This window comes from Ilumatobacter sp. (assembly GCF_030065885.1).
GTDB lineage: Bacteria > Actinomycetota > Acidimicrobiia > Acidimicrobiales > Ilumatobacteraceae > Ilumatobacter.
Window position 1 is genome coordinate 1 of the sequence record NZ_JASJCS010000089.1, and the last position, 25,791, is coordinate 25,791.

The following is a 25,791-nucleotide window of genomic DNA, read 5'->3' on the forward strand; positions in this document are numbered from 1 at the left end:
ACCGACCCCGGCACCACCGCCGTTGTACGAGAAGTACGTCCCCGGGATCGCCCCCTCGAAGTCCGCCAGCACCGAGGTCGGCGCCGCCTCCAACGGTGAGGGTGTGGTGAACGCGACAGCCGAGACGCCGAGGGCGGCGGCCACCAGCGCGGAACGTCGCCGCCGAGAGATCGGTCGACGCGGGTGGTGTAGGTGCTTCATCGGGAACCTTCCGGTACGTGTGGAACGTGGGACAGGGTGTGCGAGAACGAGCGCCCGTTCGGGCGGTGGGTGAGCCGGCGCATGTCAGCCGCCCCCCGATCGGGAGGGCGCGACCGCGGAGCCGAGCGGGACGCCGTGTCCGATCGGCCACGGCGGTGGAGCGGAGTCGGGCCGCCCGTCGACCTGAGCCTGGCTCCGAGGCCAGGCCACCGGCAGCGTGCCGGTGGCGGGCGAGCGCCCGACGAGGACGTCGGCGACACCATCGGCCTCGCTGCCGGGCAACCAGGCCGCGACGACGGCGTCGGCGATGTCGAGGAGGGGTTCGACGATCAGTGGCCGGCCGGAGATCACGACCACGACGAGCTGCTCGACGCGGTCGCGAACCGACCGGACGACCTCGAGCTGGTCGTGGGGGATGGCGAGATCGGCGCGATCGCCGCCACCCTCGACGTACGGTGGCTCGTGGACCGTGACGACGCCGACGCGAGCGGTCGCCCCGTCCGCGTCGCCGTGCGCATCGAGCCGTACGCGGTCGGAGCCGAGCGCGTCACGCAGACCGTCGAGCACGGTCCGCCCGGTCGTGATCGCGCCGGCCGAGCCGGCCCACGAGATCGTCCAACCGCCGCAGGCGAGCCCGATGTCGTCGATCGCCGCACCGGCCGCGAGAACATCGGCATCGGGCGCGATCGGGAGCGCACCACGATCGGCGAGCACGACGGTCCCCGCGGCCGCCGCCCGACGTGCGAGCGCCCGGTGCTGGGCGCACCCCACGACGTCGATCGACACGTCGGGCGCCCGGTCAGCACCCTCGGCGTCGAGCAGCCCGATCCGGTGCTTGGCGAGCAGGACACGTGCAACCGCGTCGTCGATTCGGTCGAGCGGGATGTTGCCGGCGCTGACCTGGTCGACGACCGCTCCGATGAACCGCTCGTAGTCGAAGGGGACCATCACCATGTCGACCCCTGCGTTGATCGCCATCGCGGCTGCGACGCCGTAGTCCTCGTCGAGCTGATCGATCGCCATCCAGTCGGAGACGACGAACCCCTCGAAGCCGAGCTCGCGCTTGAGCAGATCGGTGAGCAGGTACCGGTTGCCATGGCCGCGCTCGCCGTGCCACGACGCATAGCCGGCCATGATCGTGAGCGCGCCGGCGTCGATCGCCTCCACGAACGGGGCGAGGTGATCGCGGCGCAGCTCGTCCTCGGACAATCGGACGTCGCCCTGGTCGATCTGCCAGGCGGCGCCCCAGCCGTCCCACCAGTCGATCCACGGGTGGTGCTCGCCGCCGGCCGTCCCCCACACCATGGCGCCCTCACCGACGAAGTGCTTCGGGCACGCCAGCACGCCCGACCGCCGGAGGTCGTCACCGTGCCAGCCCTCGACGGCGGCGCGGCCGAGTTGGCCGGCGAGCACCCCGTCCTGGGAGAAGCCCTCGTAGGTCCGACCCCACCGGACGTCCTGGGGCACGGCGAGGCAGGGCGCGAACGACCACCGCACACCGGTCGCCAGCGTCTCGAGCGCAGCGGCGCGAGCGACGGCGCGCACCAGCGCAGCGTCGGCGGTGGCGCCGAGTCCGATCTGATGGGGGAAGATCGTCGCGCCGAGCACGTTGTTGTGGCCGTGGACGGCGTCGACGCCGTAGAGGATCGGGATCCCGAGCCGGCTGCGGCGCGAGCCCTCGACGAACGCATCGACCGCGTCCCGCCATGCGGTCGCCGACCCGTCGCCGGGGTTGCCGCCGCCCCCGCCCAGGACGGAGCCGAGGCCGGTGCGGGCGAGGTCGTCGGGGGTCACGCTGCCGAGCTCGGCCTGCGTCATCTGCGCGGCCTTCTCCTCGAGCGTCATCTCGCTCACGAGGAGCTGGACCACGTCGGCGGCGGGTGCGGGGCGCGCGAACGAGGCGATCAACGTGTCCCCCGCCTCGGGCGTGACGCCCAGCATGTTCCCCTGCATCCCCTCTGCCGCCTTTCGGAACCGCTCCTGGGAGCGATCCCAGTTCTCGATGTTAGATCCGCCGTGGCGGGGTGCCAAGCCGTGCCCACGATCTCCCCGGCGAGTTCGTCACGGTGTTCATCCGTCCGTCCCCGCGACGTCCTGGTACACCCGCACGTAGTCGACGTAGTAGTGCATCGGGTACTCGAGCTCGGGCGAGATGAAGCCACCGAGCGTGCCGCCGAGCGCGAAGTTGAGGATGAAGAAGAACGGCTGGTCGAACACCCAGTCGAGTCCGGCGAGATCGTCCGGGCCGATCTCGGCGTACATCTCACCCTCGTAGAACCACTGGATCCGGTTCTCGTCCCAGTCGATCGCGAACGTCCGGAACTCGTCGGCGATCTCGTGCTCCTGCCGGAACCAGGTCGACCTGCCACCGGCGCCGGAGTAGCCCGGTCCGTGGATCGTCCCGAGCACGAGATCGGGATCCCGGCCGACGTATTCCATGATGTCGATCTCGCCGATGGTCGGCCACTGCTTCGCAGGATCCTCCGACCCCTCCTCGAAGCCCGATCCGAGCATCCAGAACGCCGGCCACGTGCCCTTGCCCGGCGGCACCTTGATGCGGGCCTCGAGCCGGCCGTACTGGAACTCCTGCAGTCCCTGGGTCTTGAGGCGGGCCGACGTGTAGAACGACTCCTCGAACTTCTCCTGGCGGAGCTCGATGACGAGCAGACCGTTCTCGATCCGGGCGTTCTCCGGGCGATCGGTGTAGTACTGCGCCTCGCCGTTGCCCCAGCCCCAGCCACCGATGTCGTACGTCCAGTTCGCGAGGTCGATCTCGGGACCGTCGAACTCGTCGCTCCAGACGAGCTCCATGCCGTCGGGGGGTGACGGCGGGATCGGCTCGGGCGGCGCGATCGTCGTCGTCGGCGCCGCCGTCGTCTCCGGTGCCGACGTGCTCGCCGGCGCGGCGGTCGACGGCGTCGTCGCCTCCGCAGCTTCGGCCGCCGGGTCGTCGGAGTCGTCGGAGCCACACGCGGCCACCACCACGGCGGCGGCGACGAACGCCGCCGCCGCACGCACGGGGAGTCGGTGGCGAGGGCGCACGATCATCCCTTGACCGCGCCCGACGTCAGGCCGGAGATGATGTACCGCTGCAGGAACATGAACAGGACCAGCATCGGCAGCATCAGGATCAACACCGCCGCCGCGAGCTGTACGTAGTTGTCGCCGTACACACCGTCGAAGACGATCAGACCACGGGTGATCGGGTAGAGGTCGTCGTTGGTCAGGTAGATCGTGGCGAGGATCAGCTCGTTCCAGATGCCGATCGCGTGGATGACCGTCACGGTCGCGATCGCCGGACGGATGAGCGGCATCAGGATCGAGAACACGAACCGGACGTACCCGCACCCGTCGACCGCCGCCGACTCGTCGAGCTCTCTCGGGATCGACTTGATGTAGTTGACCAGGATGATCAGCCCGATCGGGTTCATCAGGAACAGCATGATGTAGCCGGTGCGGGTGTTGAACAGACCCTGCGCCTCGCTGCCGCCGAACAAGGGGACGATGTCGCCGATCACCGGCCAGCCGCCGATGTTGAGGATCAGCTGGAACTGCGGGATCATCGCCGGCGGGAGGAACAGCGCCACCACGTAGAGGGTGAGCAGCGCGCCGGCGCCCTTGACGTACCCACGTGCGATCGGGAACGCCACGAACACCGACATCACGACGAACAGCGCGGTCGCGACCACCGTGTAGATCAGCGAGTTGACCAGGTAGCCCTGGAAGTTGGCGAGGCTCCACGCTTCTGAGTAGTTCTCGAACTCGAGGCCTTCGGGCGTGCCCGTGGGGTCGGCGAAGAACTCGGGCAGCGTCTTGAACGACGCGAACACGAGCATCAGGAGCGGCAACACGTAGATCACCGCGAACAGGATCAAGAGCGTGTACGACCCGCCGATGCGGATCATGCGGCGCCGGCGGGCGCCGGAATCGTCGGTGCGGACCACGTCGGATTCCCGAACGGAGAGAACAGTCATCCGAGGTACTTCCTTTCACGACGGGCGACGACGAAGTTCGCCGTCATGCCCAAGATGAGCACGAGGATGAACAGCACCACCGAGGCCGCGGCGGCGTAGCCCTGCCGGAACGAGCCGGTGCCCTGCGCCCCGAACCCTTCGGCGTAGACGACGTACCCGAGCACCTGGGTGCCGTTCTTGTAGCCGGTGAGCACGAGGAAGAGCATCCACGCCTGGAGCGAGCCGACGATGTTCAACAGGAAGTTGGTGTTGACGGCCGGCGTGAGCTGCGGCCAGGTGATGTTCCTGAACAGCGACCAGCCGCGAGCGCCGTCGACGGCGGCCGCTTCGTAGAGATCGGCCGGGATGGTCTGCATGCCGGCGAGGAAGATCACCATCGTGAACCCGGCGTTGGCCCAGATCTGCACGACGATCACCCAGTAGAACGCGTTGTTGCCTTGCAGGAACTGCGACTCCATGCCGAACCAGCCGAAGAAGGTGTCCATCGGACCGCCACCAGGGCGCAGGAAGAGCTTCCACATCAGGCCCTGAACGACGGCGCCCAGGATGAACGGGACGAAGAACAGGGTGCGGAACACGAGGCGGCCGCGCAGCTTCTGGTTGACGAGCAGCGCCATGATCAGACCGAGCCCGAACTGGATGACCGTGACGAGCGCCATGAACTGGAGGGTGCGCCACAGTGCGTCGAGGTTGTCGCGCGAGCGAGCGCCCTGGAAGAGGAACTCGTCGTAGTTGTCGACGCCGATCCAGTTGACCGGGAGACCACGGAGCCCGGTGACGTCGGTGAACGAGTAGTAGATCGTCGCAAGCGACGGGCCGACCCCGATGAAGAGATAGAAGCCGAGGCCGGGGAGGAGGAAGAGCCACGGATAGAACCGTCGTCGCCCCCCTCCGAACAGGTAACTCTGTGCCATCACCGTCCCCCTTTTGTCAGGTGATTGGAGTGTGTGGCGCGACCCCGGCGGGGCTCACGCCACCGATGTACGACCAGATGTCGCACGTGGGAACAACCCCGGGGTGTGCGCCGCACGCCGGCGGCACACACCCTGGAGGGTCATGTCGGTGAAGTGATCGGGGTCAGAGGCCGGACGCCAGGTCAGCCTGCGACGCCTCTGCCGCCTCGGCACCGCTGCCGAAGTCGCCGGTGTACAGCCAGAGTGCGGCCTGCGAGCCGTTGGCCCACTGGCCGGCGCCGGTGGGCCCGACGTACCACTGCTCGAACCCGATCGCGAAGTTGCCCTGCTGGAGCAGCGGAGCGATCGACGCGCCGAGGTTGCTGTCGAGTGCGGCGGTCGGCTGGGTCGGGATGTAGTTCGTTGCGTTGGCGAAGGCGTTGTACGTGTCGGGCTCCGAGAACGCTGCCATCCAGGCGTGAGCGAGCTCGGGCACCGGTGTGTCGGCCGCGACTGCGAGGCTCATGTCGACCTTGCCGAAGAACGTCTGGTTGTCGGCGGCGTCGCTGCTGCCCGGGAACGGGATGTACTCCCACTCGAACGTGGCTTCGTCGACGAGCGCGGCGTTCCAGCCACCCATCGGGCCGTAGGCGACGTCGCCGATCGCATAGCGAGACGCTGCGGCATCGCCGCCCAGACCGGCCGACTCGGCGTCGAGCAGGCTGGCGTACGTGGCGTAGCGGTCGAACAGCTCGAGACCCTGCTCGTCGTTCCAGGCGGCCGCACCGGTCCACAGTCCCTCGACGAGCGCCTGTTGGTCGGGGTAGAGGGCGCCCAGCAGACCGTACGAACCGACGAACACGGGCCAGCTGTCGGCACCGCCGGCGATCATGCACTTGTAACCGGCGTCTTCGATCGGGCCGCAGGAGGAGACGAGCTCGTCCCAGGTCGTCGGGATCTCGACGCCGGCCTCGCCGAGGATGTCCTCGTTGACGAACATGCCGCTGTAGGTCGTGCGACCGAGAGCGACCGCGTACTGGCTGCCGTTGTACGAGGAGCTGTCGTTGGCCGCGTCGTCGTAGTTGGCGACATAGGCCTGGTCACTGATGTCCATCAGCAGACCGGCGTCGATGAGCTGCTGCCAGTACGGCGGCTCGGCGTCGGTCATGTAGTCCTGCACCGGGTTGGCGAAGCCGGTGACGCTGATCGTCGTGATGTCGATGTCGTTCGCGGTCAGCTGGGTCTGGTTCTGAGTCGGGATGTCATCGGCGTTGACGATCCGCAGGTCGACCGTGACGCCAGGGTTGGCCGCCTCGAAGTCGGCGTTGAAGTTCTCGATGAACTCGACGCCGGAGGGGTTCTGGTGGATCAGGACGCGGAGGGTCCCCTCCAAGCCGCTGCCGGCGGCGTCGTCGGTCGCCGCGTCGTCCGTGGCGGCATCGTCGGTCGCGGCATCGTCGGTCGCGGCGTCGTCGGTCGCCGCGTCGTCGGTCGCGGCGTCGTCTGCCGAGTCGTCGTCGTCGCCACACGCTGCGGCGAGCAACGCCGTGGTGACGAGGATCGGCAGGATCTTCCTGCGCGTGTGCTTCATGTCGTGTTCCCCCTCCGAGGGTCGTTGATCGTGGCGATCGCCACCCGTTCCATCGACCACGCACGACCCGCATCGCGTGGATGCGTGTTCACGTCGCGTGTGATCAGGGCAGCGTCGGCGCCCGAGTGATCGCGGCGTGCTCCGCCACGACCGAGCGGAACGGCGAGCACGTGCGTCGGCGCGACCGGTCGGCTCTGCTGAACCAGCGTGCTTCGCACGGCACTCCCCTCTCTCCAGCTCGTGGACTGGGAGCGCTCCTGGGAGCGCTCCCAGTCGTCACTGTACGACGCCCCGTCGACAGGGTCAAGATGAGCGAGGAATTTCGGCGGGGATCAGCCGGCGCCGTGGAGCGCGTCGTCCGCGCCGCACGACGAACCGATGTGGAGGTGCGTCGGGAGGAGGACCAGATGCGGGGCCTGCGCCTCCCCCGCCAGCATGTCGACGGCCGTCCGACCGACGTCGCCAACGGGCTGGACGACGGTCGTCAACGGCGGATCGATCTTCGGCCGGCGGGGTAGTCCGTCGAAGCCGACCACCGCGACGTCGTCGGGGATCCGCACACCCCGCTCGGCCAGCGCACGGAAGACACCCTCGGCCATCGGGTCGGTCGCGGCGAAGATCGCGTCGGGCTCCTCGTGCAGCAGTGCCAGCGCCGCCCGGTAGCCGCCGGCCGGGTTCGGCTGGTCGAGACGAACCCAGCGATCGCTCGGATCGCGGCCGGCTGCGCGCAGCGCCTCGCGATAACCCTCGAGCCGCTCGACACCGAACACGAAGTCGGACGTGGGGCCGACGAACCCGACTCGCTGGCGACCGTGGCCGATCAAGTGGGTCGCGGCCGCCGCGCCCCCGACGCGGTTCTCGACGTCGACGCGCATCAGACCGTCGTCGTGCACAGGATGCCCCACGACGACCAGCCGCGTCCCCCGGTCACGAAGCGTCGTGATGGCCTGCTCGCTTCGCGGCCCGGCAGTGACGATGACGCCGTCGACGAAGCCCTGCGCGATCTGGCCGGTGACCACGTCGGCCCGCCTGCCCGTGCCGAGGACCGGGAAGATCGAGAAGGTCAGGTTGTGATCGAGACAACCCTGCTGGATGCCGGTGACGAGCGCCGAGTAGTAGGGATCGCCGAACAGCTCGTCGACCTCGGTCAGCATCACCAGGCCGATCAGGCCGCTGCGGTTCGACACGAGGGCACGTGCCGCTTGGTTGGGGTGGTAGCCGGTCTCGGCGATGACGGCCTCGACCCGCTCGCGGACCGCCGGTCTCACGTCGGGATGATCGTTCAGCACGCGCGAGACCGTCGACCGTGAGACACCCGCGCGCTTGCCGATCTCCTCGAGCGTCAGGTTCTGCGAACTGGCCACCATGCGAACTCCTGCCCGGCCGCTCGCGCCGAGCGGCGGTTCCATGCGTCACGATAGGGGCTGCGTCCAGGTCCGCCCCGCCATCCCGAAGATCGAGAGGTGGATGCGGCGCGCCCCGTGCTCGACCCCGCTCGAGCATCGTGCCAGCGCGGCGCCTCGGGACGTCCGGCCGGAGACCGGCCGTGGAATCATGTGATACACACTGTGCGGGCACACATCATCAGAGGGGGTTCGTGATGGTGACTCGACCACACAGGAACTGGGCTCGCACGGCGGGCATCGTGACGATCGCAGCCGCGCTGCTGGTCACGATGACGGCGCCGGCCGGCGCCGACGACGACGACAGCAGCAGTGGCGGAGGTGCTGGAGGCGGAGCCGGTGAGCCGCCGCCCGAGTACTACGTCGACGAGTCGAAGCTGCCGTTCGATCCGCTGCCGGGGGCAGACGCCTACTGGGGCGTGCTCCGCGGTGCGGGCTATCGCGTCGAGGTGCCCGAGGACTGGAACGGGCATCTGGTCATGTGGGCCCACGGGTTCCGCGGTACGGGTCTGGAGCTGACCGTCGACAACCACCCGATCCGCGATCACCTCATCGCCGAGGGATACGCGTGGGCGGCGTCGAGCTACACCCGCAACGACTACGACGTCGAAGCGGGCATGGTCGACACCCGGCGCCTCGCCAAGCGGTTCAAGCGGATCACGGGCGAGCGGCCCGACCTGATCTACCTGACCGGTGCCTCGATGGGCGGTCACATCACCGCGGCCTCGATCGAGCAGTGGCCGCGCCTCTATGACGGGGCGATGCCGATCTGCGGCGTGGTCGGCGACTTCGAGCTGTTCGACTACTTCCTCGACTTCAACCTGGCCGCGCAGCAGATCGGGCTCGGCACGTCGAGCTTCCCGGTCGACCCCGCCCAGTACATCGGCGTCGACGTCCCGGCCATCAAGGCCAACCTCGAGGCGGTCCCCGGCGGCTGGCCGAACGTCCTCAACGCCGACGGTCAGGCGTTGAAGCAACTGACCGAGCTGCGTTCGGGCGGCGACCGGCCGAACTTCGACGAAGCGTGGTTCTTCTGGAACTTCCTCGCCGGCGACTTCCTGTTCGAGCTCGGCCTCGGCGACGGCACGCTGCCGGGTCGCGACGGGGTCGTCGTCGACAACGTCGACGCGGTGTACCAGACCGACCTCGACCCCGCGATCTCGGCGTCCGAGCAGGCGCTGAACGACGACATCCTCCGGGTCGCGTTCGACCCCGAAGCCCGGCGGATCCGGGGCGCCAAGAACGTGCGAGCCGTCGAGGGCGACTTCCGGGTACCGGTGATGTCGCTGCACAACCTCGGCGACCTGTTCGTGCCCTTCCACAACCAGGTCGAGTACTTCGAGGACGCGTCGGCGACGGGTCGCGGCGACGACGGCTCCGACGACGACAGCTCGGACGACGGCTCCGACGACGACAGCAGCGAGGGTGGCGGCAGCAGCGCCGACCTGCTCGTGCAGCGTGCGATCCGCGGCGTCGGTCACTGCGACTTCACCCAGTCCGAGCTGACGACGGCCTTCGACGATCTCGCCGGCTGGGTCGAGGACGGGGTCAAGCCGGCGGGCGACGACGTCGGCAATCCGGCCGCGGTCGCCGACCCGAACTTCGGGTGCGCCTTCACCGACGACCCGAACAACGAGCACATCTTGGCGACGCCCTGTCCGTGACCGCCTGACCCTCCCGTCGGCGCGGGGCCGTCAGGATGTCGACGTGCCGCGCTTCTTGGCGAGCGCACGGCCGAGCAGGTCGAACCAGAACGGCGCGCCGAGGGTGACCGCCGTGGCGACGAACAGCCATCCGAGCGCCCGCAGCACCCAGTCGCCGAACGACGTGTCGATGTCGTCCCAGCCGATCGGGAGCGCGAGCGAGTCGCCGAGCTCCGAGCGCAAGCACTCGAGATCGAGCTCCTTCGTCGTCTCGGTCTCCACCGCTCCCGCATCGCCATCGTCGTCTGCACCATCGGTGTCGGTCGCGCCCTCGTCGTCGGTGTCGGTCGCGTCGGCGTCAGCGTCGTCCCCGGCGGCGTCGTCCTCGGCAGCGCCGGTCGACGTCTCGGTGCACTCGATCGCACCGACCTCCTCCGCGACCGCGACGAGGCCGTCGCGGACCGACTCGTCCTGGTAGAGCGTCGTGGCCGCATGGACGGCGTCGACGTTGAGGCTGAGGGCCATGACGAGACCGGCGAGAAAGAGGAACCTCAAGCGAATTCGGGTGGCGCGGGAGGCGGTTTCTGCGCTTCGGCGGCGTTCCGTCGACCCCGGACGCGGGCGCCTATCGATCGCCGCGGCTGCGGTTCTTGTTGGGTCCGCCACGCATGCCGCCGGCCGCGCGACCCCGGCGCCGGCGGTCGCCACGCCCGGCATGGCTCGTCGTGTGCGGGTCGCCGTGCTCGCCACGTCGGAGGTCGGCGTGCGGAGCGATGCCCTCCTCGTCGAGCGCCGAGGCATCGAGCGCCGGCGTCATGGTGGGGGCGACCCTGCCGATCACACGATCCCAGACCGCCTGCTGGTCGTCGAGCTCGGTGAGCGAGGGGCCGAACCGGACGACGTCGACGACGTGCAGACCGCCGTCGGTCTCGACCAGCGCCATCGGACGATCATGATCGTCTTCGTCCATGAGCCAGAACCTGCGCATCTTCAACTCCTCGCCTCGAACCGCTCGCCTCGCCGGGCCGGACGCCATCACACCCCGGTGTGACGAGCGATCGCCGATCCGCGTGCCTGGAGGCGACCCTAGCCGCGACCTGGCGCCGACGAGACGGGCTTCCGGACATTCGTTCGGGGTCGATGGGGGTCTGCTCCCCCACTGGTCAGGCGACGGAGACGTACACGGTGCAGGCCGATTCACCGCCGGTGTAGAAGTTCGGGAATGCCACGACGTGCGGGGTGACGCTCGCGAACGTCTCGGCCATCCGGGCGGTGAAGTCGGCGTCCGGCGGGTCGTCCGACCAGAGCGCGAACACACCCCCCGGCAGCAGCTGATCGCGGAGCCGCGCCAGCCCGGCGGACCCGTAGAAGCTCGCATGGCTCGGATTCAGGTGATGGCTCGGGGTGTGGTCGATGTCGAGCAGGATCGCATCGAAGCGCGTCGGCCCCTCGTCGCCACGCTCGATCCCGCTGGCCACCATCGAGAAGAAGTCACCCTCGACGAAGGTGCAGCGGTGGTCGGCGGTGAGTGTCTCCCCAAGCGGGACGAGCTGGTCGCGATGCCATCCGATGACCTGCGGCAACGCCTCGATCACCTGCAGGCGGGCCACCCGTGTGTCGTCGAGCGCGGTCTTCGCAGTGTGGCCGAGCCCGAGACCGCCGACGACGACGTCGAGATCGTCGCCCGGCCGGGCGGCGAGACCGAGCGTGGCCACCGCTTCCTCGCTGGCGGTGAACAGGCTCGACATCAGGAACTCGTCGTCGAGCTTCACCTCGTACACGTCGACCTGCAGCGACGGTTCCAGCCGTCGCCGCAGGCTGATCTCGCCCATCGGCGTGGTCTGGTGATCGATCTCCTCGAATGCCCGGCTCATCGCGTCGTCAGGTCCGCGGCTCGGGGATCACGACAGTGGCCCGCCACGCTGTTCAGGAGCCCCACCATGCGCCACTCTGGCTCATGGGACTCTCAGCGACCAAGCAGTCGTGACGTCGTTCCCGCCATCGCGAGGCCGGGCGAGCCTGGCTGGGGTCACCTAGCCTCGAGGGCATGGAGACCAAGGAGTTGCTGGCCGACGCGTTCGGGCGGATCGTCGAGGACTTCGAGCTCGCCGTGACCGGTCTGACCGCCGATGATCTCGCCTTCCGCCCCGACCCGCAGGCCAACTCGATCGCCTGGCTCGCGTGGCACGCAACACGCGTCCACGACGACCACGTCTCGGCGCTGGCGAGCCGCGGACAGGCGTGGACCGAGGCCGGATTCCGGCAGCGGTTCGGCGCGGGGTTCGACGAGCGAGACATCGGCTTCGGACACACGCCCGAGCAGGTGGCGGGCGTGCGGCCGCAGGGCCCCGAGGTCCTGCTCGACTACCTCCGAGCCGTCACGGCGCGCACGCTGGAGTACCTCGCACGCGCCGATGCAGCCGAGCTCGACCGGATCGTCGACCGCAATTGGGATCCGCCGGTCACCGCCGGTGTGCGGCTCGTCAGCGTGATCGACGACAGCATGCAGCACGCCGGCCAGGCCCTCTACCTGCGGGGCATGATCGAGCGCCGGCGCTGACCGTACGGGGTGCCGACCGCTCAGCGGGTCGCGTGACGCGACAACCAGTCGACGATGTCAGCGGTGACGTCGTCGCGGTTGGTCTCGTTGAGGATCTCGTGGCGCGCGCCGGGGTACACCGTCACCGTCACGTCGGTGACGCCGGCGTCCCGGTACCGCTGCCCGAGCAGCTCGACGAGCTGGCCGCCGCCGGCGAGAGGGTCGTCGCTGCCCGAGGCGACGAGGATCGGCAGGTCGTCGCGGATGCCGGCGAGCACCGCCGGATCGGCGAGGCGGCCGGCCGGCGCGAACAACGACGGGATCGTCTCGTCGGGGACGTCGAACCCACACCACGGATCGGCGACGTAGGCGTCGACCTCGGCCTCGTCACGGGAGAGCCATTCGTAGCCGGTGCGGTGCTCGAAGCCGGCGTTGAACGCCTCGAGCCCGGCCGGACCCTCGGACTGGGCGAGGCCCTCGGCGAGCACGTCGAGGGCGGTCGACCCGGACAGCACGACCCCGGCGTACGCGTCGGAACGGTCGACGATGATCGACTGCAACGCAAACGAGCCCATCGAGTGACCGAACAGGAAGAGCGGCAGCGCCGCGTGGTCGGCGGCGATCGCGTGGCCGTATTCGGCGACGTCGGCGATCAGGCCGTCGAAGCCGGCGCTCCCGAAGTCGCCGAGCTGATCGGCGCCGGTTCGACCGTGCCCGCGATGATCGGTCGCGAACGCGAGGAAGCCAGCGGCGTTGAGGGCCGCGGCGAACCGGCTATAGCGGGCGGCGTGCTCGGCGAGGCCGTGTGCGATCTGCACCGCGCCGCGCGGCTCACCGCCGACATCGCTCCAGGCGTAGGTCGCGACATCCGTGCCGTCGGCGGAGGAGACGAACGAGGACTGATGAGCGCTCACAAGACGATCATCACACAACCGTCTCGCATCCACCACCGCCTCTGGCCCGGGAGCACGGCGAGCGCGATGATCGGTCCTTCGCGCGAACGGAGGGCATCGTGTCGGACTGGGACGAGTACGCAGCGGACTGGGACGAGAACGCGGCGGTGCGCGCCTACGCGGACGGTGCATTTGCGTCGCTGACCTCGCTCGCCGCCTCGATCGGCTTCGACCTCGACGGCGTCGCAGCCTGCGACTTCGGCTGTGGCACCGGCACGCTGACCGACCGACTCGCCGATCGCTGCGAGCGCATCGACGCCGTCGACACGTCACCGGCCATGCTCACCGTGTTGCGCGGCAAGATCGAGCGGCACGGCTGGCCCCACGTCAGACCCCTCGGCGAGCTCCCGGCGACCCCGCAGGGGTATGGGCTGATCGTGTGCTCGTCGGTGCTGGGCTTCGTCGACGACTACGCCACCACGGTCGAGACGCTGCTCGGCCACCTCGAGCCGGGCGGCTTGTTCGTGCAGTGGGACTGGGAGGCGAACCCCGTCGACGACGAGCCGTACGGACTCACGCGTGCGGCCATCGCGCGAACGCTGGAAGCCTCCGGTCTCGACGACGTCGCGGTCGGCATCGGCTTCGAGGTGACCGTCGACGGCGACACCATGCGACCACTCATCGGCTCCGGGCGTCGTTCGTCGGCTCCGGATTCCGGCCGCGGCGCCGGAGGGTGCTGAGCCGTTCCGAACGACCTCAGGAGCGTGGCCGCACTCCGCCAGCACGTCGACTCGACGATCCTCACCGTGGCGATTCTCGAAGGATGCGACCACCCGCTGCAGCGGGACGGCGAACTCATCGATGGTTACGCCGACCATCTCCTCCGCTTCATGACCCGCGTCACTCGACCGAAGCGCTGACGGCGCGGGCAAGGGCGAGTGTCAGATCCTCATCGTTCGACGCTTGCCAAAGGCCCGCTCGGGCACGGCTTCCGGCGACCAACGACTGCTCGACCTCGGCAGCGGGCCGGGTGTGCCCGCTGGCGCGCTCGCCCACGACCTGAGTGTCGCTCGCGACGTATGCCGTCATCGCAGTTCGACGCTGAGAGGCCGCCCGCCGAGGGGTCGATGACCCGACATGGAGCGAGACGGGCACACACAGGCACGCACGGTGCACGACGCCCGTTTGGGTCACGCGTCGTCAACCGCATGCGCGACGAACGTCGCTCGCCTCCGGAACTCGTTCCGGGCATCCCGCTCGAACAGGAGCTGATCCCTGCGTCGTGCCAGGAACGACCCTGGGTCAGCTGTTGACTCGAACGAGACGTAGGCGGCGCGGGGCCCTGCTGGCCCTGGATCGACGAGCCCCGGGACCGGGTGCACGTCCGCAGGTTGCAGCAGCCACGAGCCGTCGTCCTCGAAGGTGGACGCGTCTGACGACTCCATGCGGACGATCCATGCGCGGTGGCGGAGCCAGAGCTCGTGCGAATCGGCCAGGCGGAAGGACGTTGTGCCGCCACCGACCATCCCTTCCTCGACCACGAACCGAGCGTTGGAGTCCGGTGTCAGCGGCACGGAATGAGCTGACAGACGGACGTCGGAGCCACTCCTGGTTGCGAACCGTCCGTCGAGCTGTGACTTCAGTGCGACGACGTCCCCCGGCCGCGGCGGCATCGTCGGGTAGCTGTGCTCGCCGTCGTCGGCCATGAGCTGCAGCAACACCGGCTGGCAGACACCGCCGGTCATCCCGTCGGGCGATGGGTGCGACCCTCCCGATACGAACCGCTGACCCGGCCGGGCGATCCGTAGCGGCCAGTTGCTCCCAGGCGGACCCTGACTGAGGAAGTTGCCTCGGTAGTTGGACGACTCGACGAGGACGACGTGCTCCCACGTGCGATCCGCTTCCAGAGCTGTCGAGTGGTGCTCGAGTCGAAGTTCCGACCCCGCACGCTCGACGTACCAGCCCGGTCGGTCGTAGCTCTCGACGGCGCGCGGCCTCGGCAGGATGGCATCGAGGTCGAACGAGTGCCACTCGGGGAGGCAGTGGCCACATCCGTCGTAGCCGGCCCGCAGCGCGTCGGTGAGGTGCAAGAACGGTCGTTTGTTGTCGTCGGACTCCCTGCGCAGGAATGGGCAGCCGAGCCGGTGCACCTCGTGGCTCGCGTCGTTCCCGACGAAGAACTGGTGGCCGCTCGGCACGACTGCATGGTTCTTCCAGATCCTCATCGCGCCGTCCTGGGTGAGCGATCCGTCGACCGCGAAGAGGATCGTCGCAGACCCTGCGGCCGAGCCGGTCAGCGTGAACCGAGCGACCGCTGGTTCACCGTTCCTCGCCGACTCGGTCCGGACCCGGTCGAGTGCCGGCAGGTTGAACACACCGGGTGGCTCGATCGTGCACGGCCGCACACCGATGTCGCCGAGCGTCACGTCGGGTGCGGTGCTGCGAATCGAGACCTCGACGTCGATCACGCCGCCGACATCGACGATCCGGGGGCACACCGACGCGGTGACCGCCACCTCGGGGATGTCACACCGGTCCGGAATCGACTCACCGCTGTTCATGTCGATCACTCCCTCGAACGGCGAACGTCATCCCGATCCGGCTTCGGCCGACTCGAGGTGACTCGCATCGGCATCGCCGAAGAGGGTCCGATAGATCCCGGCGATCTCGAGCGCGTTGGCCCGCTCCTGGGCGTCGTCGGCCTGCATGGCGGTACGCACGATCGATTGGGCCAACAGTTCGCGGTTGTTGCGCAGGGTGAGCGCTCGGCTCTCCTCGAGGCCATGGGGATCGAGGGCGTTGCCCTGCCCGAGGAGTGCCTCGACAATGACGCCGTCCGTCCGCAACAACTCGCGCTGTGTCGAGACGACGAGCCCCGGCACCGTGAGGGTTCTGCCAGAACCGTCGGAGTGTTCGGTCGAGAACCGGTGATTCACCCTTGGTCCAGCGGCGGTTTCGAGGATGAATCGATCCTCGTCACTCGAGTTCGAGCCCGGCGCGGCCGACGGATCGAGTTGTTCCACCTTCTTCAGGACGTAGTCCAAGATCCTGTCGCGGACCCTCTGACGAGTGGCGCCCCGCACCGTCGCCCCTTCGCCCGGTGCGGGACCTTCGATCACGTCGGCGAGCAGGTCATCGAGCTCGCCGAGGGCGACCTCTCGCCTCGACTCGCCGTACCCGCTGAAGAAGCCAACCGTGACGTCGACCAGGTGGACGATCGTGATGTACTCCTGGTTCATCTGCCGGAAGACGAAGTTGAGGGTGCGTGAGCTGTTCCGATTCTCGAGTCGCCGGACGGTCTGGCTCTCCGATCCCGCCTCCGCTTTCACCTCACGTCGTGTGTCGACCTGTACGTCGCGCTTCGCCGAGGCCAGGGCACTGTGGCGGTGCATCGCGGCACTCACGGTGTGGGCAACCTGCTCGGTCGTCGCCCGGCCTGCGAGGCCGACGTCGACGCCAGCCGAGAGGTGTGAACCTCCGATGAACTGGGCGGTGCCCTCGACCCAGGCGTTGAACTCCCACGAGGATTCCATCGCCTCCTTGTTCGTGATCTCGCTCTGGATCTGGTTCTCCAGCTGATCAGCGCTCGACTGGGACAACGGGTCGAGGACGCACGAAGCCTCGAGGGCGGATGTCTCGGTCTCGCGGTACGTCCGCAGGCTGATCTCGGTTTGCTCGTGCGGCAGCAGCGTGAGCGTGTTCAACGTCCTGCCGGCACCGTAATCACCGAGATACGAGGAGATCGAGTACGTCTCGATCACGTACAGCCGTGGCCGCGGACGTTCCGGTGGCTCGGGCAGGTAGCCGTACCCCAATGCTCCCGCCATCGTTCGGAAGACGTTGAGGCGATACCCGTCGCGGAGCATCGCAACCACGCTGAGGGCGGTTGGTTTCACGGCGTCGTCCATCGCCCGCCACTCCATGACGGCGCCAGGGTCCAGACGTGCGTTGGGGAAGAGCTCGGCGTCGGGAAAGCCGTTGTCGATCTCGCGCTGAACCGTGGTCACGATCTCGCTCGACGGGTCGATGTCTCCGGCAGGGATCGAGCCCGGCGGCGGCTTTCGTGGCGGGCGATCCGACGCAGATTCGTTGAAGTCGTGCTCGGAGAAGTCGAACTCCACCATGTACCGCGCCGTGTAGGAGGTGGAGTCGGCCAGGTCGTAATTGATGCTCGGAGCTCGCGCCAATCCGCCGGGCTCCAACTTCACGAACGGTTGCGGACGCTCTGCCACGTCGTCCGTCGAGTCCAGGTCCTTCATGAGTCCTCCCTCGGCTTCCGCCTCGAGTCACCGCTGAGTAGCTCCCTGGAGATCGCTCGCGATCTACCCCCATCGAACCTCATGTGGGCTGGACTGACAAGAGTGAACTGGCGTCCGTCTGCCCCGTTGGCGCCGACAATGACCCACCCGAGCCGATGCGGACAACCGGAAATCACCGCTCTATCCGGGCACGGATGCCGCGAACGTCGACAGCCAGTCAAGGCGCTGATCTTGACGAGGTTCAGACGCTCGGTCTCGCGCTGAGCTGCGCCGCCGCGTCGCCCTCCGACTCGAGTTCTCGGTCGACGGCTCGCAACTCGCGTCGATCGGCGGCACGTTCCATCGGTCGTGGCGCGGGGCGGTGCGCAGATGTGTTCCCGGCGGGTCGACATGGCACGCTGAGGACATCATGGATCTCGAGACGGCCAACCTCTACGACCTCGTGATCATCGGCGGCTCGGCCGGCGGCCTGTCGACGGCGATCTCCTCGTTGCGATCCGGTCTCGAGCGCGTCCGGATCATCGAGTCGTCGTCGCACGTGGCGCTGCCCGACCTGATCGGTCCGAACCAGCTCGATGTCGGCTTCGGCGAGACCGCCAGCTCGATCGACGTGGTCGGCGAACATCTCGTGGTCGACAGCAACCGGCTGAGCTATCGCACGCGGGCGGTGCTCGTGGCCGACCGTCACGACGACCCGACCTGGAAGCCGCCGATCGACCTCCCGGCGAGCGATCGCATCCACATCGGCGAGTTCGACGTCGGCACCGATCACGACGTGCTCGTGGTGGGCTTGTCGGACCACGCCGTCGAGCTCACCGCACAGCTGTCCGGCGTCGGCAATCGTGTCGTGCTCGCTGCGAGCGGCATGGACCCGACGCAGCTGTCGCCGGCCGGCGACAGCCGTCTCCGCCAACTCGAACACGAGCGTCACGTGACGGTGCTCTATCGGTCCACGCCGGTCGCGATCAACCTCGTCGACGGGTTCCCGATGGCCGACTTCGGCGATCGTCGCACCCCGGACCTCCAGTTCGACCACATCGTGTTCGCACCGCCCCGTGTGGTGCTCGAGCCGTCCGATGTGGGCGTCACCGACGCCGCGCTGGAGTCGGGAAAGGTGTGGTTCCTGGGCGACCCCGACGAATCCCGCCCCGCCACCACGGCCCCCGGTTGGCAGGTCGGCTACAGGATCGCCGAGTCGGTGTTCCCCGAGCTCGACGTCCGGCCGCCTCGATCTGGTCTCGAACGCCGCTCCCGGCACCAGGGCGCCATCGAGGAGCTGCGCGCCGAGCACTACAACGCCACGATCACCCACTTCGAGCCCACGCATTCCGACCTGTGGGTGCTGCGGGTCAGCCCGGACACCGGGGACACGTCGTACGTCCCCGGTCAGTACGCGTCGCTGGGTCTCGGCTACTGGGAGGAGCGGATCGACGACGCCGACGATCCCGAAGCCGATCGGCGGTGGGACAAGCTGATCCGGAGGTCGTACTCGATCTCGTCGCGGATCTTCGACGAGCACGGCTACCTGACCGACGACAACGGGCGCGACGAGTTGGAGTTCTACATCGTCCTGGTGCCGCCGACGCCGGACAACGTCCCGGCGCTGACCCCGCGGCTCGCGCTCAAGCGCGTCGGCGATCGGATCTACCTGGGACCGAAGGTGGCGGGCCGGTACACGCTGCGCTCGGTCACCGACCCGGCGGCCGAGATCGTCTTCCTCTCGACCGGGACCGGAGAGGCGCCGCACAACGGCATGGTCGTCGAACTGCTCCGCAAGGGCCATACCGGACCGATCATCTCGGCGGTCACTGTGCGCAACAACACCGATCTCGGGTACGTCGAGCAGCACCGCGAGCTCGAGCGTCGGTACCCGAACTACCACTACCTGCCGATGCCGACGCGCGAGCCCGGCATCCCCAAGCGCTACCTGCAGGATCTCATCCGCGACGACGACTTCGCCACCAGGCTCGGCATCGAGCTGTCGCCGACGACCAGCCACGTCTTCCTGTGCGGCAACCCGGCGATGATCGGCGTGCCCGAAGAGGTCGACGGCGAGCTGCGATTCCCCCAGCCGACCGGGGTCGTGGAGTTGCTGACCGAGCGAGGGTTCACGATCGACCGTCGGAACGCCCCGGGCAACATCCACTACGAGGAGTACTGGTAGAGGGCGCCGAGCCGCGCTGCGTAGGTTCAGGAGATGGCCTGGACCGCTCGATCAGTGGCCCGCTGGGTGCTCGGCGGCGGCCTCGTCGTCGCCGGCATCGGTCACCTGACGTCTCGGCGCGAGGAGTTCCAGGCCCAGGTTCCGGACTGGCTCCCCGTCGACGCCGATCTCGTGGTGCTGCTGTCCGGCGCCGTCGAGATCATCCTCGGCCTCGCGCTCGTCGCCATGATCGGACGGCGAGCGATGGTCGGCTGGACCGTGGCCGGATTCTTCGTCGTGATCTTCCCGGGCAACGTCGCCCAGTGGCTCGAGGGGACCGACGCCTTCGGGCTCGACACCGACGCGAAGCGCTTCGGTCGCCTGTTCCTCCAACCGGCACTCATCGCGTGGGCGCTCTGGTCCACCGAGGCATGGCGGACCTGGCGCCGAGGCGGTGTCGATGCGGCGCATCCCGACACGTGAGGCGACCGCCCGACACGTCGCACTCCGTGCGCTGGTTCCGCTGACAACGTGCAGCTGTATATACCGTCTACCGGTATATACTCGGAGGATGCGCGAGCCGACCTTCTTGATTCTGTCGGCGCTGGCGGGTGGGCCGGCGCACGGCTATCTGGTGATGCAGCGGGTGTCCGAGCTGTCCGAGGGAAGGGTGCAGCCTCGGCCGGGGACGTTGTACGCGGCGTTGGATCGGATGCTCGATGACGGCTGGCTCACCGTGGAGAGCGAGGCGGTGGTCGAGGGTCGCAACCGGCGGACCTACGCCCTCACGGCGCCTGGTCGTGAGGCGCTGACGGCGCAGTTGCATCGACTCGAGGCCAACGTCGCTGCGGCCCGTCGCGAGCTCGGGTTGCGCCCGGCATGAGCCTCGAACGGATCTACCGGCTGTTGTCGATGTCGTTCCCGGCGGACTGGCGTGCCCGGCACGGCGACGATCTCGTCGCCACGCTGCTCGACCGATCATCGCCGAATCGACGGTTCCCCACCGTCCGCGATGCCGTCGACGTCGTTGGTCGCGGTCTCCAGTGTCGTCTGCGCCGAGCCGGTCCGGTGCTTCAGATCGTTGCGGCGCTCGCGGTCTTGGCGGTGACGACCGGGTTCGTTCACGCCACGATCACGCCGACGTCGTGGTCGTTCCTGGCCACGTCGCTGGTTGTCGTGATGGTGCCGGGGACGGGTGCGGTGTACTCGATCGCAACGGCGATGACCGCGGGTTGGCAGCGCGGCAGCATCGCAGCGATCGGATGCACGCTCGGCATCGTCCCACACCTGGTTGCGGCGGCGGTCGGGCTGTCCGGGGTGATGCAGACGAGTGCAGAGGCGTTCGAGGTGGTGCGATGGCTCGGCGTTGCCTACCTCGGGTATCTGGCGGTCGGCATGCTGCGGTCGACCGGGCGACTCGGAGGACTCGGCAGCGACGACGAGCCGTCGGTGACGGCGTGGGCGACGATTCGGCGAGCCGTGCTGATCAACTTGTTGAACCCGAAGCTGACGATCTTCTTCTTTGCGTTCTTGCCCCAGTTCCTCGACACGGCGCCAACGCTGGGTGACGTGCGCCTCGTCGGGCTCAGCGCCGTGTTCATGGGCATGACGCTCGCGGTGTTCCTCGTCTACGCCGCCGGCGCGGCGGGTCTTCGCTCACGGGTGCTCGACCGACCCGGCCTGGTGCGGCGCATCGAGCAGTCCCTCGGTGTGGTTCTCGCGGGCTTCGCGATTCGTCTGGCCACGTCGGAACGATGACCGTCACGGGGTTCGAGTACACGCCCGAACTGTGCGAACGCTTCCCGGCAGCTACAGCAGCGCTCGTGCTCGTGGACGGCATCGACAACTCGACCTGCCCGGCGTCGCTCGCCGACGAATACCGCCAGGTCCAACGCGCCGTACGCGAGCGACTCGACCGTGTACCGATCGCCGAACACGAATCGATCCGCGCCTGGCGCGCCGTCTTCACGGAACTCGGGGTGAAACCGACCAGGTATCGCAACGCCGCCGAGGCACTCCTGCGACGACTACAACGACACGGCGATCTCCCGTCGATCAACCCGATCGTCGACATCGGCAACATCGTCTCGATCAGCCACGCACTGCCCGTCGCCGTCTTCGACGCCGACCGCATCGACGGCGTCATGCACGTCACCTACGCCAGCGGTGGCGAGACCTTCGAGGGCATCGGTGCCAGCGAGCCCGAGACACCGGCAACCGGCGAGGTCATCTTCATCGACGCCGCCGAGCACGTCGCTGCGCGACGCTGGTGCTGGAAGCAAGGCGCCACGACCGCAGCGCAAGCCGACAGCACGACGGCGCTCTTGGTCGTCGAAGCCGTCCACGCCGACCGAGCCGGCCTCGACGACGCCCGGGCCGACCTCGAACAGCTGGTGGCCCGCCATCTCCCCGACGCCCGCATCGACGGTGCGCAGGTGTCGAGCTCCGTGCAGCGCGCCACCTTCGCACCTCCGATCCAGTGAGATCGCGGCACGATCGCCCAACCCGCTCGATCGCGCTGCTTCGCACACGTCGCCGCCAGGACCCGCCCGAGCGTCGGCAACCTGGGTTGTGGACGCCTGGCACGGCGTGCGGTCGGCCTTCGCTCTGCCGACGATCAGAATGCCGGTGAGGCGAGAAGGTTGTCGGTCCTGTCGACCGAGGCCCGCGAAGCTCGTCGACCCCCGCAGCAACGCCGAGCCACCGCCGAGCACGCCGACTCCTTCTCGCAGACCGCTGGGGCGATTCCACCCGGTCACGTCGAGCAGCAGGCGCGATCGTGGCACAGAGGCGCCCATTGAGCATCATGGTCCGATGAGGGTCCGGGCCGACGTCGAGACAACAGCGGCCCCGCCACCGTGACGCGGGAGCGGCTCGTGCCAGTCGTGCTGGGCGTGCTGTTCGGGCTGACGGCCCTGGGCAGCGCCTCGTCTGCGGTCGTCGCGCCCGACATCGCCACCGACCTCGACCTTCGAACCAGCGGAATCGCCGCGGTCTTCGTTGCCTTCAGCATTGCGTTCGCCGCCACCACGGCGGTCTATGGGCGGCTCGGCGACATCCATGGCGAGCGGCGACCCCTCCTGGCCGGGGTCGCGATCATGGCCGTCGGGTCGGTGATCTCGGCTGCCGCCCCGAACCTGCTCGTGTTGGTCGCCGGTCGGATCGTGCAGGGCGCCGGAGCTGGAGCGGTACCGGCGCTGGTGCCAGGCGTGCTCCGCTCCGGAGTCCCAGACGACGAGCAGCCGGCGGCCCTCGGTGTCGTGGCCGCAACCGCAGGTGTGTTCGCGGCGGCCGGTCCGCTTCTCGGCGGCCTCGCTGGTGCGGCCCTCGGCTGGCGGCTCGCCATGGTGTTGCCGCTCGCCGGGGTGGCGCTCATCCCCATTCTGGCTCGGCTGGCGGACGATGATGGGGCCGCCGAGCGGGCACTCGACCGTCGTGGCGCCGTTCTGGTCGCATCGCTGGTCACCGCTGTCGTACTGGTCCTGCAGGCCCCCGGTCTCGGGGTGATCGTGGGCCTGGTCGGCGGCGTTGCCGCGGTCGGAGCCGCCTTCGCGTGGTGGCGCCACCAACGCCTCGACGGCGACGGATTCACGCCCGACGTGATCGTCCGGGCTCGGAGCTTCTGGCTGAATGCGACCGTCGGCGCGGCGCTGTCCGCGGTCTACCTCAGCATCCTGTTGGCGGTCCCGGTCCGGCTCGCCGCCACCGAGGGGTGGAGCGCGATCCAGATCGGGGCGGCTCTCGTGCCGGCCGCCGCCCTCGGCCCGGTCGCGTCAGCCGTCGGGCGGCGGGTCACGACGCGGGTCTCCTCCGAGACCGTTGCCGGCCTCGGCGTGGTCGTCGCCGGCCTCGGCTCCATCGCCGCGGCTGCGACCGATTCGCCGATCGTGCAGGTCATCGGATTCGGCTCGGCGATCTTCGGCTTCGGTCTCGGCCAACCGGCGCTGATCGACCGCATCGCCCGCAGCACGGATGTCGCTCATCGCGGCGTCGCGGTCGGGCTGTTCAACCTCGTGTTCTTCCTCGGCGGGGCCATCGGGTCGGCCCTCGTCGGGAGCTTCGGCATCGACGGAGGCTCGGCAATCGCGGCCGCAGCGGCGCTTTCGGCGGGCAGCCTCCTCGCCGTGCCTCACGACACACCGTTCTCGCGGTGTCTCCACTCGACCGGCACCATTGCCGGCGCCGTCCACTGTCTCACGAACCCCGGACCAGCCGCTGCCCGACCAGGAACTGCCCGACCATGAGGACCCGGACCAAGCGACCCCCTCGGCCAACATCGTGCGGCCGTGGAACACCGTCGTGCCGTCGTCGGTGACCGTGGCCTCCGACGTCGTGAGCATCGACCACCACTCTCCGGTGTCGTCCTTCGAGCTCGATTGCCTGGCGTCAGCGACCGACGAGGTCCCGACCACCCCGACCGCAGTCACGGCCGCAATCGCCGCGAGGCTGCGAACCCTGTGCATGGCCATGGTCCCTGCCACGGCCATGATGGTCAGGACCAGCCGCTGCCGGACCAGGTTGCACCGGACCAGGTTGCACCGGACCAGGTGGCACCGGACCACGTCGCCCCGGACCAAGTCGCCCCGGACCAGGTGGCACCGGACCAAGTGGCACCGCTCCAAGTCGCGCCGGACCAAGTGGCACCAGACCAGGTGGCACCGGACCAGGTGGCACCGCTCCATGTCGCGCCGGACCAGGTGGCACCGGACCACTGACCGCCGGACCAGGTCGCCCCGGTGGGAGCGACGATGCCGGTGCCGCTGCCAGCCGCACGGGAGTGATTCTGGGGGCCGGCGCTGGTGCGGACCCCGTGGGCGAACGGGTCAGGGCCGTCGATATGGCCGTACCCGGCATGGCGGCTCGAGACGGCCTCCATCTGCATGGCTTGGTCGGTGATCGTGTCTTTCAACTGGTCGTTGGTGAGGAACGGGTACTCGGCGATGACTGCAGCGGCGAAGCCGGAGATGACTGCGGCGGCCTGGCTGGTCCCGCTGCCGCGGAACAATCCGTCGCCGTCGCGCGCCGAGGGCATCGCTTCGTCGATCGTCGAGCCCGGCACCCGATACGACCGGATCGACCGGCCGGCCGCGATCAGGTCGGGGTTGCGGGTGCCGTCGCCGTAGCCGGACCAACTCGGCACGGAGCGCTCGTCCCGATCGTTGGCGGAGAACGAGTCGACCGCGCCGACGGCGACCACGTAGGGGTCGATCGCGGGGGAGTCGAGATGCTGCTGGGTGTCGCCGTCGTTGCCGGCGGCGACGACGACGAAGATCCCCGCATCCCAGGCCCGCTCGACCGCGGCCGACAGGAGATCACCAGCGTGGGTGGTGACGTCGGCCTGGCCGAGCGACAGGTTCAGCACGCGGATGTTCAACCCATCGGTGTCGTGGTGGTCGACGACCCAGTCGATCGCCGCCACGACCTGGGGCACCGTGGTGACGCCATCGTGGCCGGCGACCTTGAGCGACACGATCCTGGCGCCGGGAGCGACACCTTCGTGGCCGCTACGCCGACCGGCGATGATGCCCGCCATGTGGGTGCCGTGGCCGTACGTGTCGAGATAGGCGACCTCCGGCGTCGACGCCTCGAAGGACAGGTCCGGACCGTGCAGCACATGCGCGCCGTCGAGCCCATCGACCGGGGCGACCCCGGTGTCGATCACCGCCACGTCGACCCCGGTGCCCGCATCGAGACCGTGCCAGCCGCGGTACAGGTCCTTCCGAACCGCATTGAGCGACATCGGCGTCGAGCCACTGCCGTCGCCGAGCATCTCCACCATCGACGGCGACAACTCCCCGACGGACGCGCTCGGAGCGACGCTCGCCGAGCTGGGGACGACGGCGAACGCCGTCGTAGCCAAACCCGCCAACGACGTGAGCGCCGCGATCCTCCAGCGCCGTGCTGAGCTTCGTGTGGTCATAACGTCCCGCCATTCATCCGAATATCGATGTTCTGCCCTATCAACGTCGGAGGGTGGCTGGTTTGTTACAGAAAGTGGTTCAAGAGTGGCTCAACCCGGTGCAGCCCGCTCGGTGCGGCGTGCGGTCAGCCCCCACGGACCGCTCCTCCGGCCAACCGAGAACCGGTGCAGTCGGGCACCTCTCCCGGGGCCGAACCCCGCTCGGAGTGGTGCCGACGCTGACATCGCGGGACCGTCCGAGAATGGCACGACCCGCGCTCGCTCCTTCCCCTGGCCAGCGCAATCGGTTCCGAAGCACCGTCGGCGGCGACGGCCTGTCGATGTCGAGCGAC

23 protein-coding genes are annotated in these 25,791 nt (G+C 68.9%); 10 read left to right on the plus strand and 13 right to left on the minus strand.

Translation table 11 applies throughout. From position 1 onward, the window contains the following. Positions 1 to 285: 285 nt before the first annotated feature. The 6 genes from QNJ12_RS17095 to QNJ12_RS17120 form a co-directional block, all read right to left on the minus strand. Positions 286 to 2,142: a glycoside hydrolase family 3 protein gene (locus QNJ12_RS17095; protein ID WP_300624394.1), complete on the minus strand. Its 1,857-nt coding sequence runs from the start codon at positions 2,140 to 2,142 to the stop codon at positions 286 to 288. Positions 2,143 to 2,271: 129 nt separating this feature from the next. Continuing rightward, positions 2,272 to 3,249 carry a glycoside hydrolase family 16 protein gene (locus QNJ12_RS17100; protein ID WP_300624396.1) on the minus strand — a complete coding sequence of 326 codons (978 nt, stop codon included), beginning with the start codon at positions 3,247 to 3,249 and terminating at the stop codon, positions 2,272 to 2,274. Next, positions 3,246 to 4,175, minus strand: a complete 930-nt coding sequence (locus QNJ12_RS17105) for a carbohydrate ABC transporter permease (protein ID WP_300624398.1) — start codon at positions 4,173 to 4,175, stop codon at positions 3,246 to 3,248. Before QNJ12_RS17105 ends, QNJ12_RS17100 begins: the two co-directional genes overlap by 4 nt. Next, entirely contained in the window at positions 4,172 to 5,089 is a 918-nt protein-coding gene (locus QNJ12_RS17110; protein WP_300624399.1) for a carbohydrate ABC transporter permease, read from the minus strand. Before QNJ12_RS17110 ends, QNJ12_RS17105 begins: the two co-directional genes overlap by 4 nt. A gap of 163 nt (positions 5,090 to 5,252) precedes the next feature. Then, positions 5,253 to 6,659: an extracellular solute-binding protein gene (locus tag QNJ12_RS17115; RefSeq protein ID WP_300624401.1), complete on the minus strand. Its 1,407-nt coding sequence runs from the start codon at positions 6,657 to 6,659 to the stop codon at positions 5,253 to 5,255. A gap of 332 nt (positions 6,660 to 6,991) precedes the next feature. Continuing rightward, positions 6,992 to 8,026 carry a LacI family DNA-binding transcriptional regulator gene (locus QNJ12_RS17120; RefSeq protein WP_300624403.1) on the minus strand — a complete coding sequence of 345 codons (1,035 nt, stop codon included), beginning with the start codon at positions 8,024 to 8,026 and terminating at the stop codon, positions 6,992 to 6,994. A gap of 278 nt (positions 8,027 to 8,304) precedes the next feature. Here QNJ12_RS17120 and QNJ12_RS17125 point away from each other — a divergent pair, with 278 nt between their 5' ends. Beyond that, positions 8,305 to 9,726 carry a hypothetical protein gene (locus QNJ12_RS17125; protein ID WP_300624405.1) on the plus strand — a complete coding sequence of 474 codons (1,422 nt, stop codon included), beginning with the start codon at positions 8,305 to 8,307 and terminating at the stop codon, positions 9,724 to 9,726. Between the two features lie 30 nt (positions 9,727 to 9,756). On the opposite strand, the gene QNJ12_RS17130 is transcribed toward QNJ12_RS17125, so the two are convergent. The 3 genes from QNJ12_RS17130 to QNJ12_RS17140 form a co-directional block, all read right to left on the minus strand. After that, complete coding sequence (locus QNJ12_RS17130) at positions 9,757 to 10,230, minus strand: hypothetical protein (protein ID WP_300624407.1); 474 nt, start codon at positions 10,228 to 10,230, stop codon at positions 9,757 to 9,759. Between the two features lie 100 nt (positions 10,231 to 10,330). Then, positions 10,331 to 10,648, minus strand: a complete 318-nt coding sequence (locus QNJ12_RS17135; RefSeq protein ID WP_300624409.1) for a hypothetical protein — start codon at positions 10,646 to 10,648, stop codon at positions 10,331 to 10,333. A 220-nt stretch (positions 10,649 to 10,868) separates the two neighbouring features. After that, the gene (locus QNJ12_RS17140; RefSeq protein ID WP_300624411.1) at positions 10,869 to 11,579 is read right to left on the minus strand and encodes a spermidine synthase; all 711 of its coding nucleotides are present in this window, start codon (positions 11,577 to 11,579) and stop codon (positions 10,869 to 10,871) included. 173 nt (positions 11,580 to 11,752) lie between these two features. On the opposite strand from QNJ12_RS17140, the gene QNJ12_RS17145 reads away from it, so the two are divergent. Next, positions 11,753 to 12,265: a DUF664 domain-containing protein gene (locus QNJ12_RS17145; protein WP_300624412.1), complete on the plus strand. Its 513-nt coding sequence runs from the start codon at positions 11,753 to 11,755 to the stop codon at positions 12,263 to 12,265. Positions 12,266 to 12,285: 20 nt separating this feature from the next. Here the strand turns inward: QNJ12_RS17145 and QNJ12_RS17150 are convergent, their stop codons facing one another. Further along, a complete protein-coding gene (locus tag QNJ12_RS17150) occupies positions 12,286 to 13,158 on the minus strand; it encodes an alpha/beta hydrolase (RefSeq protein ID WP_300624414.1) in 873 nt (290 codons plus the stop codon). Between the two features lie 98 nt (positions 13,159 to 13,256). Here QNJ12_RS17150 and QNJ12_RS17155 point away from each other — a divergent pair, with 98 nt between their 5' ends. Further along, complete coding sequence (locus QNJ12_RS17155) at positions 13,257 to 13,877, plus strand: class I SAM-dependent methyltransferase (protein WP_300624416.1); 621 nt, start codon at positions 13,257 to 13,259, stop codon at positions 13,875 to 13,877. A 24-nt stretch (positions 13,878 to 13,901) separates the two neighbouring features. Continuing rightward, complete coding sequence (locus QNJ12_RS17160) at positions 13,902 to 14,057, plus strand: hypothetical protein (protein ID WP_300624418.1); 156 nt, start codon at positions 13,902 to 13,904, stop codon at positions 14,055 to 14,057. A gap of 270 nt (positions 14,058 to 14,327) precedes the next feature. Here the strand turns inward: QNJ12_RS17160 and QNJ12_RS17165 are convergent, their stop codons facing one another. Continuing rightward, complete coding sequence (locus tag QNJ12_RS17165; RefSeq protein ID WP_300624420.1) at positions 14,328 to 15,698, minus strand: AbfB domain-containing protein; 1,371 nt, start codon at positions 15,696 to 15,698, stop codon at positions 14,328 to 14,330. 27 nt (positions 15,699 to 15,725) lie between these two features. Continuing rightward, complete coding sequence (locus QNJ12_RS17170; protein WP_300624422.1) at positions 15,726 to 17,396, minus strand: hypothetical protein; 1,671 nt, start codon at positions 17,394 to 17,396, stop codon at positions 15,726 to 15,728. Between the two features lie 409 nt (positions 17,397 to 17,805). On the opposite strand from QNJ12_RS17170, the gene QNJ12_RS17175 reads away from it, so the two are divergent. The 6 genes from QNJ12_RS17175 (at position 17,806) to QNJ12_RS17200 (ending at position 23,783) form a co-directional block, all read left to right on the plus strand. Further along, positions 17,806 to 19,560, plus strand: coding sequence for a hypothetical protein (locus tag QNJ12_RS17175; RefSeq protein ID WP_300624424.1), 1,755 nt, complete (start codon positions 17,806 to 17,808; stop codon positions 19,558 to 19,560). A 33-nt stretch (positions 19,561 to 19,593) separates the two neighbouring features. Next, entirely contained in the window at positions 19,594 to 20,022 is a 429-nt protein-coding gene (locus QNJ12_RS17180) for a DoxX family membrane protein (protein WP_300624425.1), read from the plus strand. Positions 20,023 to 20,110: 88 nt separating this feature from the next. Further along, positions 20,111 to 20,422 carry a PadR family transcriptional regulator gene (locus tag QNJ12_RS17185; RefSeq protein WP_300624426.1) on the plus strand — a complete coding sequence of 104 codons (312 nt, stop codon included), beginning with the start codon at positions 20,111 to 20,113 and terminating at the stop codon, positions 20,420 to 20,422. Next, positions 20,419 to 21,297 carry a LysE family translocator gene (locus tag QNJ12_RS17190; RefSeq protein ID WP_300624427.1) on the plus strand — a complete coding sequence of 293 codons (879 nt, stop codon included), beginning with the start codon at positions 20,419 to 20,421 and terminating at the stop codon, positions 21,295 to 21,297. The genes QNJ12_RS17185 and QNJ12_RS17190 overlap by 4 nt, the downstream gene beginning before the upstream one ends. Continuing rightward, positions 21,294 to 22,022, plus strand: coding sequence for a B3/4 domain-containing protein (locus QNJ12_RS17195; protein ID WP_300624428.1), 729 nt, complete (start codon positions 21,294 to 21,296; stop codon positions 22,020 to 22,022). Before QNJ12_RS17190 ends, QNJ12_RS17195 begins: the two co-directional genes overlap by 4 nt. Before the next feature lie 375 nt (positions 22,023 to 22,397). Beyond that, on the plus strand, positions 22,398 to 23,783 hold the full coding sequence (locus QNJ12_RS17200) for an MFS transporter (RefSeq protein ID WP_300624429.1): 1,386 nt from the start codon (positions 22,398 to 22,400) through the stop codon (positions 23,781 to 23,783). Positions 23,784 to 24,031: 248 nt separating this feature from the next. Here QNJ12_RS17200 and QNJ12_RS17205 read toward each other — a convergent pair whose 3' ends face one another. Continuing rightward, positions 24,032 to 25,318 (minus strand): S8 family serine peptidase, encoded by a 1,287-nt coding sequence (locus QNJ12_RS17205; protein ID WP_300624430.1) that lies wholly within the window; start codon positions 25,316 to 25,318, stop codon positions 24,032 to 24,034. Positions 25,319 to 25,791: the final 473 nt, after the last annotated feature.

Coding starts and splice junctions, on each gene's coding strand:
- QNJ12_RS17095 (WP_300624394.1), bottom strand. CDS start 2,142: ATGCTGGGCGTCACGCCCGAGGCGGGGGACACGTTGATCGCCTCGTTC.
- QNJ12_RS17100 (WP_300624396.1), bottom strand. CDS start 3,249: ATGATCGTGCGCCCTCGCCACCGACTCCCCGTGCGTGCGGCGGCGGCG.
- QNJ12_RS17105 (WP_300624398.1), bottom strand. CDS start 4,175: ATGACTGTTCTCTCCGTTCGGGAATCCGACGTGGTCCGCACCGACGAT.
- QNJ12_RS17110 (WP_300624399.1), bottom strand. CDS start 5,089: ATGGCACAGAGTTACCTGTTCGGAGGGGGGCGACGACGGTTCTATCCG.
- QNJ12_RS17115 (WP_300624401.1), bottom strand. CDS start 6,659: ATGAAGCACACGCGCAGGAAGATCCTGCCGATCCTCGTCACCACGGCG.
- QNJ12_RS17120 (WP_300624403.1), bottom strand. CDS start 8,026: ATGGTGGCCAGTTCGCAGAACCTGACGCTCGAGGAGATCGGCAAGCGC.
- QNJ12_RS17130 (WP_300624407.1), bottom strand. CDS start 10,230: ATGGCCCTCAGCCTCAACGTCGACGCCGTCCATGCGGCCACGACGCTC.
- QNJ12_RS17135 (WP_300624409.1), bottom strand. CDS start 10,648: ATGGCGCTGGTCGAGACCGACGGCGGTCTGCACGTCGTCGACGTCGTC.
- QNJ12_RS17140 (WP_300624411.1), bottom strand. CDS start 11,579: ATGAGCCGGGCATTCGAGGAGATCGATCACCAGACCACGCCGATGGGC.
- QNJ12_RS17145 (WP_300624412.1), top strand. CDS start 11,753: ATGGAGACCAAGGAGTTGCTGGCCGACGCGTTCGGGCGGATCGTCGAG.
- QNJ12_RS17165 (WP_300624420.1), bottom strand. CDS start 15,698: ATGAACAGCGGTGAGTCGATTCCGGACCGGTGTGACATCCCCGAGGTG.
- QNJ12_RS17170 (WP_300624422.1), bottom strand. CDS start 17,396: ATGAAGGACCTGGACTCGACGGACGACGTGGCAGAGCGTCCGCAACCG.
- QNJ12_RS17175 (WP_300624424.1), top strand. CDS start 17,806: ATGGATCTCGAGACGGCCAACCTCTACGACCTCGTGATCATCGGCGGC.
- QNJ12_RS17180 (WP_300624425.1), top strand. CDS start 19,594: ATGGCCTGGACCGCTCGATCAGTGGCCCGCTGGGTGCTCGGCGGCGGC.
- QNJ12_RS17185 (WP_300624426.1), top strand. CDS start 20,111: ATGCGCGAGCCGACCTTCTTGATTCTGTCGGCGCTGGCGGGTGGGCCG.
- QNJ12_RS17190 (WP_300624427.1), top strand. CDS start 20,419: ATGAGCCTCGAACGGATCTACCGGCTGTTGTCGATGTCGTTCCCGGCG.
- QNJ12_RS17195 (WP_300624428.1), top strand. CDS start 21,294: ATGACCGTCACGGGGTTCGAGTACACGCCCGAACTGTGCGAACGCTTC.
- QNJ12_RS17205 (WP_300624430.1), bottom strand. CDS start 25,318: ATGGTGGAGATGCTCGGCGACGGCAGTGGCTCGACGCCGATGTCGCTC.